The 14,124-nt window shown below is 67.3% G+C and carries 11 protein-coding genes and 1 tRNA gene; all 12 read right to left on the reverse strand.

Going from position 1 to position 14,124, the window contains the following annotated elements; translation table 11 throughout:
- Window positions 1–12: 12 nt before the first annotated feature.
- The 12 genes from AX750_RS13955 to hisC all read right to left on the reverse strand — a co-directional run bounded on the left by AX750_RS13955 (window position 13) and on the right by hisC (window position 13,994).
- The gene (locus AX750_RS13955) at window positions 13–2,331 is read right to left on the reverse strand and encodes a GGDEF and EAL domain-containing protein (RefSeq protein ID WP_066716642.1); all 2,319 of its coding nucleotides are present in this window, start codon (window positions 2,329–2,331) and stop codon (window positions 13–15) included.
- A 72-nt stretch (window positions 2,332–2,403) separates the two neighbouring features.
- The gene (locus AX750_RS13960; protein WP_066716645.1) at window positions 2,404–3,009 is read right to left on the reverse strand and encodes a TetR/AcrR family transcriptional regulator; all 606 of its coding nucleotides are present in this window, start codon (window positions 3,007–3,009) and stop codon (window positions 2,404–2,406) included.
- On the reverse strand, window positions 3,006–4,187 hold the full coding sequence (locus tag AX750_RS13965) for an acyl-CoA dehydrogenase family protein (RefSeq protein WP_066716648.1): 1,182 nt from the start codon (window positions 4,185–4,187) through the stop codon (window positions 3,006–3,008). Before AX750_RS13965 ends, AX750_RS13960 begins: the two co-directional genes overlap by 4 nt.
- Before the next feature lie 96 nt (window positions 4,188–4,283).
- Window positions 4,284–4,778 (reverse strand): hypothetical protein, encoded by a 495-nt coding sequence (locus AX750_RS13970; RefSeq protein WP_066716650.1) that lies wholly within the window; start codon window positions 4,776–4,778, stop codon window positions 4,284–4,286.
- A gap of 107 nt (window positions 4,779–4,885) precedes the next feature.
- Window positions 4,886–6,322 (reverse strand): amidohydrolase family protein, encoded by a 1,437-nt coding sequence (locus AX750_RS13975; protein WP_066716652.1) that lies wholly within the window; start codon window positions 6,320–6,322, stop codon window positions 4,886–4,888.
- 114 nt (window positions 6,323–6,436) lie between these two features.
- Entirely contained in the window at window positions 6,437–8,026 is a 1,590-nt protein-coding gene (locus AX750_RS13980) for an ABC transporter substrate-binding protein (RefSeq protein WP_197426510.1), read from the reverse strand.
- 47 nt (window positions 8,027–8,073) lie between these two features.
- Window positions 8,074–8,961 carry an ABC transporter permease gene (locus AX750_RS13985; RefSeq protein WP_066716654.1) on the reverse strand — a complete coding sequence of 296 codons (888 nt, stop codon included), beginning with the start codon at window positions 8,959–8,961 and terminating at the stop codon, window positions 8,074–8,076.
- Window positions 8,954–9,898, reverse strand: a complete 945-nt coding sequence (locus AX750_RS13990) for an ABC transporter permease (RefSeq protein ID WP_066716657.1) — start codon at window positions 9,896–9,898, stop codon at window positions 8,954–8,956. Before AX750_RS13990 ends, AX750_RS13985 begins: the two co-directional genes overlap by 8 nt.
- Window positions 9,899–9,998: 100 nt before the next feature.
- Window positions 9,999–11,624, reverse strand: a complete 1,626-nt coding sequence (locus AX750_RS13995; protein ID WP_066716660.1) for an amidohydrolase — start codon at window positions 11,622–11,624, stop codon at window positions 9,999–10,001.
- A gap of 165 nt (window positions 11,625–11,789) precedes the next feature.
- Window positions 11,790–11,865, reverse strand: a tRNA-Thr gene (locus tag AX750_RS14000).
- Between the two features lie 81 nt (window positions 11,866–11,946).
- Window positions 11,947–12,894 carry a prephenate/arogenate dehydrogenase family protein gene (locus AX750_RS14005; protein WP_066716663.1) on the reverse strand — a complete coding sequence of 316 codons (948 nt, stop codon included), beginning with the start codon at window positions 12,892–12,894 and terminating at the stop codon, window positions 11,947–11,949.
- Window positions 12,894–13,994, reverse strand: a complete 1,101-nt coding sequence (hisC, locus tag AX750_RS14010) for a histidinol-phosphate transaminase (RefSeq protein WP_066716665.1) — start codon at window positions 13,992–13,994, stop codon at window positions 12,894–12,896. Before hisC ends, AX750_RS14005 begins: the two co-directional genes overlap by 1 nt.
- Window positions 13,995–14,124: the final 130 nt, after the last annotated feature.

A 14,124-nucleotide genomic window follows, 5' to 3' on the forward strand; every position in this document is an offset into this window, starting at 1 on the left:
TGCGCCGCGGCGTCAGGCGGGAACGACGCCGCCCTGCCCTGCGTCGGCAGCGGGCCGCAAATCCGGCTTCGCCAGCAGCGCCGACACATCCCGCGCCGCGACGGCCGGCGCATAGAGAAATCCCTGGCCGAAGCAGCAGCGATGCGCGCGCAGGAACTCCTGCTGCGGCAGCGTCTCGATGCCCTCGGCAACGACATCCAGCCCGAGTTCAGCCGTGAGCGCGACCACGGCGCGGACGATCGCCGCATCTTCGCCCTGCTCGCCGATGCGGGCGACGAAGGAGCGGTCGATCTTGACGACATCGACCGGGAAGCGTCGCAGATGGGTGAGCGAGGCGTAGCCGGTGCCGAAATCGTCCAGCGCCACGCTGATGCCGGCGCCCCGCAGCCGGTACAGGGCGGGGCCGGCCTGATCGCCCTGCCGCGTCAGCAGGACGTTCTCCGTGACCTCGACCCCGAACTGGGTCGGTGGGAGCCCCGCACTACGCAACCGCTCGAGCAGCCCGTCCGCAAACAGCGGGTCGCGGAATACGCCCGGTGCGAGATTGAGCCAGATCCGCGGGACCGTCACACCGGCGTCGCGCCAACCGCGGCAGTCAGCCAGCACTTGGCGGAGCACCGCCTCGCCGATCTGTCGCGCGGTCTCTGGATCCTGCAGCGCCAGCAGGAAGGCCCCGGCCGGCAGGATGCCGCGCTCGGGATGGTCCCAGCGCGCCAGCACCTCCAGCCCGTCCACCGCGCCGCTGCCGAGATCGATCTGGGGCTGGTAGAAGGGCAGGATCCGCCCCTGCGCCACGGCCTCCGAGATTGCGCCGCAAATCTCCACCCGCGCATTCATGGCCTCGCGCATCGCCGGCTCATAGGCCACCGCCATGTTCCGGCCGAGCGCCTTGGCGCGGTAGAGGGCCAGATCGGCATCCTTGAGCAATTCGCCCGCCTCGTCGTGGTGCTGGGGCGCCAGCGCGAAGCCGATGCTCGCGCGCATCGGACCCGCGATCGCAAGATCCGGCAGAGAACGCTGCAGAGCCTGGAGCAGATGGCGGGCCTTGGCCGCCGCCGTCTCCGGTCCCGGCGGGAGCGGCGCCACGACCACGAATTCATCGCCGCCGAGCCGCGCCACCCTGTCCCCCGGCGCCAGAGCCGCGGTCAACAGTTCTCCGACACTGACCAGAAGCCTGTCGCCGACATCATGCCCGAGCGTGTCGTTGATCGACTTGAAGTCGTCGAGATCGATCAGGAAGACGGCCACACATCCCTCGCCACGCCGGGCGAGCGCCTCCGTCAGCACATCCTGGAACATCAGCCGATTGGGCAGGCCCGTCAGCGCATCATGCGTCGCCTGCCAGCGCATGTGGGCTGCGGCGGCGTTGCGCTCGGTGACATCGACGATGCCGGCGGCGAAGCCTTGGCCCTGGCCGACCGGCACCGAGGCCGCCGTGATGACGGCTTCGCGCATTCGTCCTTGGCCGTCGCGCAGGGGCACCTCCAGCGCTTCGATCCGGCTGCTGGCCCGGAGCTCGGCGATGGCGCGTCGCCGGTCGTCGAGACTGATGCTGTCCACAATCGTGCGGCCGGCGAGATCGACGGCACCCGGCGTTCCGAGATAGCGGATCGCCGCCTCGTTGGCGCGCAGATAGCGGCCATCGTCGACCGCGGTGACGACGAGCGGAATCGGCACGGCCATGAAGACGCGTTCCAGCAGGGCCTGGCTCGCCTCCAGCGCCTCGCGCGCCGTGCGCTCGGACCGGGTCGCGAGCCATTCGAGCCGGCGCAGGCGGTTGGCATGAATGACGACGAGGCTGAGCGCGAAGTTCAGCATGACGAGCACCAGCACGAGGCCGAGCAGCGTCGAGGGATAGGGGCCGCGCCCGAGATAGCCCACCAGCATCAGCACGCTCGCGCCCATCCCCATGAGCAGGGTGAAGCGGAACGGCGTCGGTGCGACGAGGTAGAAGATCGACGGCAGCAGCAGCACGACGAACAGCGCCAGATCGCTGCGCGAGCTGACGAGGAAGGCGACTGCCACGGCCGTGGTCGCTTGCCAGAGCAGTGTCGCTCCAAGGGCGCGGCCGACGCCGGTCGCACGCCTGACCAGCAGGAAGCAGATCAGCGAGAAGGCGACGACGCAGAGCCGAGCCGGCACGGCCACGAAAAAATGCGGCGTCCCCACGAAACGCCAGTCGCTCACCAGAAACAGCGTGTTGAGCACCGCCGAGAGCAGGAACAGCAGCCGGCATTGCCGGAGCGTCTCATCCAGACGGGCAGCCGTGAAGGCGTGCTCCATGGCGGCATCGCGAAACTCGCCGCCGAACTTCAGTCTATCCCCACCCATGCGGCGCTTGTCCGCGATAACACCTCAAAAGCGAGTTAAATCGACCCGTCGCTTCCGAGGTGACGGTCTTTTCTACCAACGGGCAAGGATGAGGGCCGAAAACTCCTGCGCGACCTCTGCAATCGCGAAACGCCCGGGACGAAACCAGTCGATCGAGCCGTTCATCGCCCCCAGGATCATGTAGCGCATCAGATCGGGCGAGCGTTCCCTGGGCAGGGCTCCAGCCGCCTGCAACTCCGTAATGAGCCCACGCCAGACATCCTCATAGGCCCGCCTCGCCGCCCGCACGCTCTCGGGCACCGGTGTCGCGCCGAGGGTGAAGACGCGGAAGCTCGCGGTGGTGTAGTCGCGCTGGCCATGGAGGGCGGTCAGATGGGCAATGATCGCCGCCTCGAGCCGCTGCGGGGGCGGCGCGGTTTCCGTCGCGGCGAGCGCGGCGACGACGGTCTCGTGGACGAAGCGGACGCCGTCATTGACCACCGCCTCGACGATCTCCTCCTTGGAGGCGAAGTGGTGGTAAAGGCTCGCCTTGCGGATGCCGACCGCCTCCGCGATGTCGCGCAGGGTGGTCTGGTGGTAGCCGCCGGCGCGCAGGAGCCGCGCCGCCGTGTCGAGGATCAGGCGGCGCGAGCCGCCGACGGCCGCCTCGCGCGGGAGAGTATCCGTCGCTGCGCTCACAGCCGCTTGGCGACCTCTTCCAGCATCACTTCGGTGGCGCCACCCCCGATGGCCTGAACACGGGCATCGCGCGTCATGCGCTCGATCGCGCTCTCGCGCATATAGCCCATGCCGCCATGGAACTGCAGGCAGGCATACATGACCTCATTTACCAGCTCGCCGCAGTAGGCCTTGACCATCGAGACCTCGCGGGTCGCATCGACGCCCTGCGCGTCGAGCCAGGCCGCGTGATAGACGAGCTGTCTGCCGGCCTCCACCTTGGCGGCCAGCATGGCGAGTTTCTGGCGGATGGCCTGCTTGTCCCAGAGCGGGGCGCCGAAGGCTTTCCGGGTCTTCACATAGTCCAGCGTCAGGTCGATCGCGGCCTGCGCCTCGCCCATCGCCATGGCGCCGATCACGGTGCGCTCGTTCTGGAAATTGCTCATGATCGCGTAGAAGCCGCGCCCCTCCTGCCCGAGCAGGTTTTCGGCCGGGATGCGGCAGTCCTCGAAGACGAGTTCGGCCGTGTCCGAGGAGCGCCAGCCATGCTTGTCGAGTTCACGGGCGACGCGGAAGCCGGGCGTGCCCTTCTCGACCAGGAAGATCGAGACCGACTGCGAGGGCTTGGCCGCGAGATCGGTCTTGGCCGCGACGCAATAGAGATCGGCGTGGACACCGTTGGTGATGTAGACCTTGGCGCCATTGAGCACATAGCTGTCGCCTTCGCGGCGAGCCGTGGTGCGGATGCCCTTCACGTCCGAGCCGGCATCGGGCTCGGTGACGGCGACGGCGACGATCTTCTCTCCGGCGATGATGGCCGGCATCAGCCGGTCGCGCTGGGCCTTGCTGCCGGCATTGGCGATGTGGACGGAGGCCATGTCGGTGTGGACCAGCGCCGTGATCGCGACGCCGGAAAAGGTCGAGCGGCCGAGTTCCTCGGCGAGGACGACGGTCGCAAGCGTGTCCATTTCGGAGCCGCCATATTCGGCCGGATAGCGGATGCCGAAGAAGCCGAGCGACCCCATCTTGCGGAGCACCTCGCGCGGGACGAAGCCCGCTTCCTCCCAGGCCTTGGCGTGCGGCTTGATCTCGGTCTCGACGAAGCGGCGGACCTGATCGCGCAGCGCCTCGTGTTCCTCGGTGAAATAGGGCGAGCGTGCCGCCGTTCCTGCGGACCCGATCTTCTCGACTGCGGACATGCCGCTTTCCTCCCGATGCGCCAACCTACCGGACGGTAGGTTGGCGGCGCTCGGAGATCAAGCGGTGGCATGACGCAGTCCTCAAGACGGGGTGACTCAGGAGGCACGGGATTTCCAGCGCGCCCAGGCCGGAAGATAACGGTTGACGATGGGCACCAGACGCGGCGGGAAATCGCTGCGGAAGCGCAAATCGGTGATGTCGTTGTCGTCGAGATAGAGCGCGCAGGCGTAGCTGTTCAGCTCGAAGATCGTGTAGAGCGCCGAGGTCCCGCGGATCACCATGGTCTCGTTGCGGATCCGGTCGACGCAGCCGTCTGAGACGATCTGCGCATTGTCCATAGCGATGATGGCGTCCTGAAAGGTCGCGATCGCCGCTTTGGTCCGCGGACCGATGATGCCGTCGACCACGAGCTTGCGGCTGGCCGAGGGGCCAGCCAGCTCGCGCACGCGCGCCTGATTAGGATGCTGGAAATAGAGGTTGAGCAGATACTGCACGACGGTGACGTCGTCGCGGTTGTTGGCACGACCCGGGCCGACGCCCAGATCCACCGTCAGCATCGTGCCGTCGTCCGTCTCGATGACCTTGGCCATGTCGCGCTCCCGCTCCGGATGCGGGCCCCATGGCCCGCAGCTGGAGATCAGGAATAGGCTCGGCCGCGTGTCGGCGCTGTTCCGAGCGGAACAGGCCGCGGCTCAGGTCACTTCCCCGAGGGGAAGGTCAGCGGCGAGATCTCGAGATGGTCGCGCTTCGCCCAGTCGAGCTCCTTGACCTTCGGCTCGGCGCGGCGCTGGGCCTCTTCGAGTTCGGCGGCGGCGGCGGCGTAATCCATGGTCAGGACCTTGCCGTTCTCGACGACCGTGACGCCATCGACAATGACCGTCGTGACCGCGCGCTCGCCCGCCGCATAGATCAGGCTGCGGATCGGATCGCGCAGCGGGCGCATCATCGGATGCGTGACGTCGACCAGCACGATGTCCGCCTTGGCGCCCTTGGCCAGGCGACCGATATCGTCCCGGCCGAGCGCCTTGGCGCTGCCGAGCGTCGCGGCGTTGAAGGCATCCGAGGTGCGCAGGTCGAAGACGTCCTCCGCCATCATACGCGAGCCGATGCAGACAGCGCGCAGTTCCTCCAGCATGTGGTGCGGATAGGTGTCGGTGCCGATGCCGACATTGACGCCGGCGGCGACATATTGCCCGAAGCTCTGCATCGCGATGCCGCGGCGCTGGAAGACGACCGGGCAGTGGGCGACGTTGGTGCCGGTTTCGACGAGACAGCCGAGATCGTCCGTCGCCGGCCATTTCGCCGAGGAGTGGTGGTCGAGGAAGATGCCGTGGCCGATGATCGAGAACGGCCCGAGCACGTCGAGCGACTCCAGCCATTCGACCGGCGTCATGCCATGGCGGCGGGTGATCTCGTGGAACTCCACCACGCTCTGGGCGGCGTGGATCTGGAAGGGAACCTTGCGCTTCTCGGCCTCGGCATAGCTGGCCTGGATCAGCTCGGGCGTGCAGGTGTCGATCTGCGAGGGCGAGACCATGCCTGAGAGCCGCCCGCTGTCGTCGGCCGCGACCTGGTCGAGCAGCTTCATGGCGGCAGCCATGGCGGCCTCGCCAGCCTTCTCGTCCCATTCGTATTTCGCGAGATGGCCATTGTCCGTGTACCAGCGGGCCGAGCGGTACATCGGCGAGAAGACGCCGCGCAGGCCGGAGGCCTTGAAGGTCTCGAGCCAGCCGTCCCAGGCGACCGACATGTCGACCAGCGTGGTCACGCCCGACATCAGCAACTCGGAATAGGTCACCTGTGCGCAGGACTTGATGCCCTGGGCGTCGCAACGGAACAGCGGCATGAACTCGTAGAGCGCCGTGCCATACATTTTCGGTGAGCCGAGTTCGTCGTTCCAGCCCTTGGTCATCGCCTCCGAGGAGGGATGGGAATGGATGTTGACGAGGCCCGGCATGACCATCTTGCCGCGACCATCGATGGTGACGTCGGCCTTGCCGGCATAGCTGCCGCCGACATGGACGATCCGGTTGCCGTCATAGGCGACGTCGCCGTCACGCAGATAGACATGGCCCTTCGCCTCAGCGTCATAGGCGACGATCCAGCTGGCGTTGCGGATGAGTGTGATCGGCATGGCAGGCTCCGGCGTGGGGCGGAATGAAGGCGTCATGGTCGGCCACAGGCCGACCATCTTCGGCGAGAGTGGTTCCCGGGTGCGCGTTCCGCTTCGCCCGAGAACGACGAGAGGTCAGCGGACGAACTTCAGGTCCAGTCCCTTGTAGAGCCCGCAGCCATAGATGTTGTGGGCCTTGAAGGGGGCGAGGCGAGCCGAGGCCGCGATCTTCATCGGCTCGTGATAGAGCGGCAGCCAGACGGCGGCCTCATGCACCTTCTTCAGAACCTCGCCATAGGCGGCAGCGCGATCGGCATCGTTCAGAGCCGTCATGCCCTTGGAGAGCAGCGCATCGGTCTCGGCGTCCTTCCAATTCATCCGGTTCGGCGTAGGCGCATTGGCGGAGGGGAAGTAGAGGTTCAGCGCGTCGCCGGCCGAGATATAGGGGAAGCTCATCCCGAACATGTCGAACTCCTGCGTGGCCATCTTGCCCCAGGCGATGGTAGCGTCGAAGAGCTGGACCTTGAGATCGACGCCGATCTTGCGCAGGTCACCCTGGATCGCCTCCATCAGCTTCTGCCAGGTCGAGCCCGTGAAGCCATAGACGACGGGAGCGAGCTTCTTGCCGTCCTTGGCGCGGAAGCCGTCAGCGCCCTTCACCCAGCCGGCGGCGTCAAGGATCTTGTTCGCCTCGGCGACATTGGTCCTGAGCGGCGTGACGGCCTTGTTCCAGTCGAGAGCTTCAGTCGAGATATAGCTGTAGGCGGGCTCGACCTCGCCGAAATAGAGGTTCTCGGCGATCGCCTTCTGATCGACGGCCATGACCATGGCGCGGCGCACCGCGGGGTCATTGACGCCCTCCTTGTCGATCTTGAAGCCGACGAAATAGGTCCAGAAGGCTTCCTTGGAGTCCACCAGCTTAAGATTGCGGTTGGCGCGGATCTGCGACAGGCCGGAATAGGGCACATATTGCGTGACCTGGCTCTGGCCGGTCATCACCGCGGCGAGGCGGGTGTTCTCCTCCGGAACGATGCGCCAGACGATCTCCTCGATCTGGGCGGCACCCTTGTTCTCGTAGATCGGCGGGCCCCACTTGTAGGCGGCGTGCTTCTTCAGGCGGAATTCGTTGCGCGGCTTCCAGTCACCCCAGCAATAGGGGCCAGTGCCGTTGAAGCCCTTGACGCCGAAATCGGCGCCGAGCGCCTCGACATTGGCCTTGTCGACGATGACGGCGAAGCTCTGGGTGAGCTGATAGAGCAGCTCGGAGAAGGGCGCGGTCAGCTTGTACTCGACCGTGGTGTCGTCGACCGCGACGATGTCGTCGACCTTGCCGGCGCGCCAGCGCACCGGCGAACGCGTGGCCGGATCGATCCAGCGCTTCATCGAATAGACGACGTCCTGCGCCGTCATCTTCTTGCCGTCGCAGAAGGAGACGTCGTTGCGCAGCTTGAAGGTGTAGGTCTTGCCGTCGGGCGACATCGTCCAAGAGGTGGCGAGGCCAGGCTTGATCGTCGACATGTCGTGGTCGAGCGAGACCAGCGTATCGGCCATCATGAAGATGACCTCGGAGGCCGCGCGTGCCGTCGAGCGGTGGGGGTCGTAGCGGTCGCTGTCGACCTCGCGGACGATGGTGAGGCTGTTGCTCGAACCTTGCGCCAATGCTGGCCCGGCGAGCGCCGTCAACCCCAGAAGGGCGCCTGCGGCGATGGATGTCAGATGCTTCACGATCGTTCTCCCCTTTTGTTTTGAAACGAGCGGTCCGGGCGGGCGCCTCACTGGTTGCGCATGCGCGGGTCGAGCAGGTCCCGCAGGGCGTCGCCCAGCAGGTTCACGCAGAGCACGATGGCGACGATCACGAGGCTCGGCAGAAGCGAGATATGCGGCGCGAAGAACAGCGCGTCGCGGCCGAGCGATGCCATCATGCCGAGCTCGGCTTCAGGCGGGCGCACCCCGAGGCCGAGGAAGGACAGGGCCGCGCCGATCAGGATGATCTGGCCGAAGCGCAGCGTCATGAAGACGAAGACCGGCGACAGGCAGTTCAGCGCGAGGTAGCGCCAGATCAGCGTCCGGTCCGGCAGGCCCATGGCGCGGCCGGCCTCCATGTAGTCCTGCCCCATGATGACGATGGCCGCGCTGCGGGTGATGCGGGCAACGTCGGGAATGGTCGCGATCGAGAGCGCGATCACGATGGCCGTCAAGCCGGGACCGACGACGGCGGCCAGCGCCAGTCCGAGCAGGATCGCCGGGAAGGACAGAAGGATGTCGGCGCCGCGCATGATGTAGGGGTCGAGCCGGCGGTAATAGACGCCGAGCAGCGCGACGAGCGCGCCGAGCCCCCCGCCGATGACGATCGAGGCGAGGCCCATCACCAGGGTCAGCCGCGTGCCGTAGAGCAGGCGGGAGAGCATGTCGCGGCCCTGCCCGTCCGTACCGAGCCAGTGCTGCGGCAGCGAGCCCTCGCTCCAGACCGGCGGGATGAAGGGACGGCGGGTGGTGTTGTACGGGTCGAAGGGCGCGAGCCACGGCGCAAACAGCGCCGCCAGCACGATCAGCAGCAGCACGACGGCCGCCAGCAAGGCGAGCTTGTCGCGCAGGATGCGACGCCCGAAGGCGGCGAGCGGCCGGCTCGCGGCGGGGGCGGCGATCGCGACGTCAGCCATGTTTTTCCACCCGCGGATCGAGCACGGCGTAGAGCATGTCGACGATGAGATTGATCACCAGGAAGGCCAGCGCCAGCACGAGGATCGCGCCCTGTGCGAGGGGGAAATCGCTCGCCAGGATGGCACCGACCGCGAGCCGGCCGACGCCGGGCCAGGAATAGATCGTCTCGGTGACGACGGCCCCGCCGAGCAGGTAGCCGGCCTGCAGCCCGATCAGCGTCACCACCGGGATCAGCGCGTTGCGCAGCACATGGCGCAGCACCACGGCGCGCTCGGACAGGCCCTTCGCGCGGGCGGTGCGGACATGGTCGGCGCTCAGCACCTCGAGCGCGGCGGTGCGGGTCATCCGCGCGATCGGGCCGATGAAGACGAGGCCGAGCGTCAGCGCCGGCAGCGCGATGGCCGCGAGTCCGTCGAGGCTCCAGAGCGGGCCTCCGCGCCCGATAAAGGGGAGCAGGCCCCAATGGTAGCCGATGTACTGCATCAGGATGAGCCCGATGAAGAACACCGGGGTCGAGACGCCCGCCACCGAGATCGCGATCACGATGCGGTCGAGCAGGCGGCCGCGATAGACGGCCGCGATGGTGCCGAGCGCGATGCCGAGCGGCACCGCCCAGACCAGGCAGGCGAACATGAGTTCGGCGGTGGGGCCGATCGCCTCACCGAGTTCGGCGACGACGCTGGTGTTGGAGATCAGCGAGACGCCGAGATCGCCCTGCAGGACGCGGGCGAGATAGATGCCGAACTGGACGATGACGGGCCGATCGAGCCCGAGATCCTTGCGGATCTGTTCGACCAGTTCGGGGCTCGCGGTCGGCCCGGCGACGATGGCGGCCGGGTCGGCCGGGACCAGTTGCAGCAGCAGGAAGCCGAACAGGAGCACGCCGAGCAGAACCGGCACCGACATGGCGACGCGCTGGGCGATGTGGTTCAGCATGCGCGCGCCACCCCCGTCATTGCGAGCGCAGCGAAGCAATCCAGCGCCGCGTGCTCTGCAACTCCTGGATTGCTTCGCTCCGCTCGCAATGACGAATCCATCACGCTTCCGCCTCGTACACGACCTTGCCTGCGATGATCGTCATGTCGCAGCGGGTCTCGTGCAAGAGCTGTTCCGGCGTGGCGGTGGAGAGGTCGCGCGAGAAGATCGCGACATCCGCCGCCATGCCCGGCAGCAGGCGGCCGCGGCTGTCCTCGCAGCGATTCACATAGGCGCCGAACTCGGTGTAGGCGGAAATGGCCTCGTCGATCGTCAGGGTCTGGTCCGGCGAAATGACCGTGCCGCGCGCCGTCTTGCGGGTCAGCATGGTGTAGATGTTGGGCCAGATGTTCGCGTCGCAGACCGGCGCATCCGAGGAGGCGGCAGGCTTCAGCCCGGCTTCGATCCAGTCGCGCATCGGATAACAGGCCTCGACGCGGTCAGCCTCCAGCACCGAGAGATAGAGATCGCCGAAATCATAGATGAAGACCGGCTGCGGAACGGGCTCGATGCCGAGCCTGACCATGCGGGCGATCTGCTCCTTCGAGTTGAAGCCGCAATGCTCGATGCGGTGGCGGCGGTCGGGATCGGGGTGATCGTTCAGCCCGTTTTCCATCGCGTTCAGCGTCTGCTCGATCGCGGCATCGCCGATGGCATGCACCGCGAGCTGATAGCCCTTGGCGTGATAGTCGCGGGTCAGCGCGTCCATCTCGGCATCGGTGAGGCAGAAGATGCCCTTCGTCTCCGGCTCGCCGAGATAGGGCAGGCTCATCGCCGCGGTGCGGCCGCCGGCCGAGCCGTCCGTGAAGATCTTGACCGGGCCGACGCTGAGCCAGTCGTCCCCCGCACCCGTCACCAGCCCGTCGGCGAAGCACTGCTCGACGATGCCGTTATGCCCGCCGAGCAGGCACATGTTCGTGCGCACCGGCAGGCGGCCCGTTCGCTGCGCCGTGCGATAGGCCGCGACCTCGCGATAGCGCGAGCGCATGCCGACCGCGGCGTCCATGACCGAGGTGATGCCGAAGGAATTGCAGTAGCGCCCTGCCCGCTCGATCGCCGCGACGAGTTCCTCGTCGGTCGGATCGGGGATGACCTTCTTGACCGGGTCGCGGCCGTTCTCGGCCATTAGCCCGGTGAGCACACCATTGACCTGCTCGATCGCGCCGCCGGCGGGAACGGGGGTTGTCTCGTCGACGCCGGCGAGCTTCAGCGCCAGCGAATTGGCGACGGAAAGATGGCCGCAGGCGCGCACGATATAGACGGGGTTGTTCGGCGCGGCGCGGTCCAGCTCCGTTCGGTGCGGGTGGCGCTTCACGTCGAGTTCGAAATGGTCGTAGCCGCGCGCCAGGATCCATTCGCCGGGCTTCGCCTTGGCCGCCGCCTGCGCGATCATCTCCAGCAACCCGTCCAGCGTGCGCACGAAGCGCGGGCGGATGTCGAGCTCCTTCATCGTCAGACCGAGCGGCAGCAGATGCAGATGCGCCTCGTAGAGGCCGGGCGTCGCCATGCGACCGGCGAGGTCGATCACTTGGGTGCCGGGCCCGATCAGCGGCGCCATGTCGGCCGGCGTTCCGGTCGCCAGCACCTTTCCCGCCCACAGCGCGACAGCCGAGGTGTAGCCCTCCTTCAGCCCGAGATAGACCGGACCATTCTGGAGAATAAGATCGGCATGCGGCAGGCAGGGCATGGAATTAGTTCCTCCGGGAACCAATTCATGGCATCAAAAAAATCCCCGGGCAATCGCAGCGCGCGCAGCAAAATGCGGCATGGCGGCGATCAAGAGATGGGCAGCATCGCGCGCCCTCGCTCGTCGAGCAAGGCATGTTCTGATGACGCTGCGGAAGATGGGGAGTGGTGCCGCTTGAGGGATTCGAACCCCCGACCCCCTCATTACGAATGAGGTGCTCTACCAGCTGAGCTAAAGCGGCGACGCGGGAGCCTCTACCAGCCCGGCCGATTCTTGGCAAGGCGACGGCGCGAGGCGCGGGCCGGAAAATCCGGCCCGCTCGTCAGTCCTTGCGCAGCTTCTCCGTCTCCGGCTTCTCCTGGCCGAGCGCGACGATGCCGCGGCGGATGGCGCGGGTGCGGGTGAAGTGCTTGTGCAGCGTGTCGCCATCGCCGAAGCGGATCGCACGGGTCAGCACCGCCAGGTCCTCGCTGAAGCGGCCGAGCATCTCCAGCACCGCATCCTTGTTGTGCAGGAAGACGTCCCGCCACATCGTCGGGTCGGAGGCCGCGATGCGGGTGAAGTCGCGGAAGCCGCCGGCCGAGAACTTGATCACCTCCGACTGCGTCACCGCCGCCAGATCCTCCGCCGTGCCGACGATGTTGTAGGCGATCAGATGCGGCAGATGGCTGGTGACGGCGAGCACGAGGTCATGATGGCTCGCGGTCATGATCTCGACGATCGCGCCCATGCCCTCCCAGAACTGGCGGGTCGCGGCGATGGCCGCGGGGTCGGCACCCTCCGCCGGAGTCAGGATGCACCAGCGGTTGAGGAAGAGGCTCGGGAAGCCGGCATCGGGGCCGGAATTCTCGGTGCCCGCCACGGGATGGGCCGGCACGAACTGCACGCCCTCCGGCAGATGCGGCGTCACCGCCTCGACCACGGATTTCTTGACCGAGCCGACATCGGAGAGGATCGCGCCCGGCTTCAGCGCAGACGCGATCTCGGCCGCCACCGGCCCGCAGGCGCCGACCGGCACGCAGAGGATGATGTGGTCGGCGTCCGCCACGGCAGCCGCCGCGCTGTCGGCGATCTCGTGACCGAGGCCGAGTTCGCGGGCGCGCTGCCGGACCTCCGGTTCACGATCGTAGAGTACGACGCGGCCGGCGAGGTTCAGCGCCTTGGCGGCATGGGCGATGGAGGAGCCGATCAGCCCGATGCCGATGATCGCGAGCCGCCCGAAGAGCGGGGCCTCACGCCGCGGCGCGAAGCTGTCCTGGGACGGCGCCATCACGCCGCCAGGAATTCGCTGAGGGCGGCGACGACGAGCCGGTTCTGCTCCTCGGTGCCGATGGTCATGCGCAGCGCGCCGGGCAGGCCATAGGCGCCGACGCCCCGCAGGATCAGGCCGCGCTGCGTCAGGAAGGCGTCGGCCTCCTTCGCCGTCTTGCCCGGCGTCGCGGGGAAATGGACCAGTACGAAATTACCGACGGAGGGCGTGACCGTCAGCCCGAGCTTTTCCAGCTCGGCGGTGGTCCAGGCCAGCCATCTGTCGTTGTGCTCGATCGCGGCGGCGACATGGGCCTCGTCAGCGATGGCGGCCGCGCCGGCTTCGATCGCCGCGCCATTGACGTTGAACGGGCCGCGGATGCGTTCCAGCGCGTCGATGATGTGGGCGGGGCCGTACATCCAGCCGATGCGCAGATTGGCGAGGCCGTAGATCTTCGAGAAGGTGCGCGTCATCACGACGTTCTCGCTCTCGGCGACCAGTTCGAGGCCGGACGCATAGTCGTTGCGGCGGACATATTCGGCATAGGCCGCGTCCAGCACCAGCAGCACGTTCGAGGGCAGCCCGGCATGCAGGCGCTTGACCTCGTCGAAGGGCAGATAGGTCCCGGTCGGGTTATTGGGGTTGGCGAGGAAGACGATCTTCGTGCGCGGCGTCACGGCCGCCAGGATGGCGTCGACATCGGCGGTGAAGTTCGTTTCATCGACCACGACGGGCCTGCCGCCCGCGGCGAGGATGGCGATGCGGTAGACGAGGAAGCCGTGCTGGGTGAAGACGCCCTCGTCGCCGTCGCCGAGATAGGCCTTGGTGATGAGCTGGAGCAGCTCATCCGAGCCGGTGCCGCAGAGGATGCGGCCGGCGTCCAGCCCGTAGCGGGCGGCGATCGCCTCGCGCAGCTTGGTCGAGGAGCCGTCCGGATAGAGCTCGAGCTTGCCCGCGATCTTGCCGTAGGCCTCGACGGCCTTGGGGCTCGGCCCCAGCGGCGTCTCGTTCGAGGAGAGCTTGTGCAGCTTCACGCCGGCTGGGGCGGCCGATTTGCCGGGGACATAGGCCTCGATGTCGAGGACGCCAGGGCGGGGCATGGGGCGGGTGGCTGCGGACATGGTCTTGGCTTTCTTCGATTCTAACACCCGTACCGTCATCCTGGGCGACCGCAGGTCGACCGGGATCCATCGGAGGGCGCGACGCTCTACGATGGATCCCGGAGCGCCGCTGCGCGGCGTCCAGGATGAC

Origin of the sequence: Methylobacterium sp. CCH7-A2 (assembly GCF_001557075.1) — a bacterium.
Lineage (GTDB): Bacteria > Pseudomonadota > Alphaproteobacteria > Rhizobiales > Beijerinckiaceae > Allobosea > Allobosea massiliensis.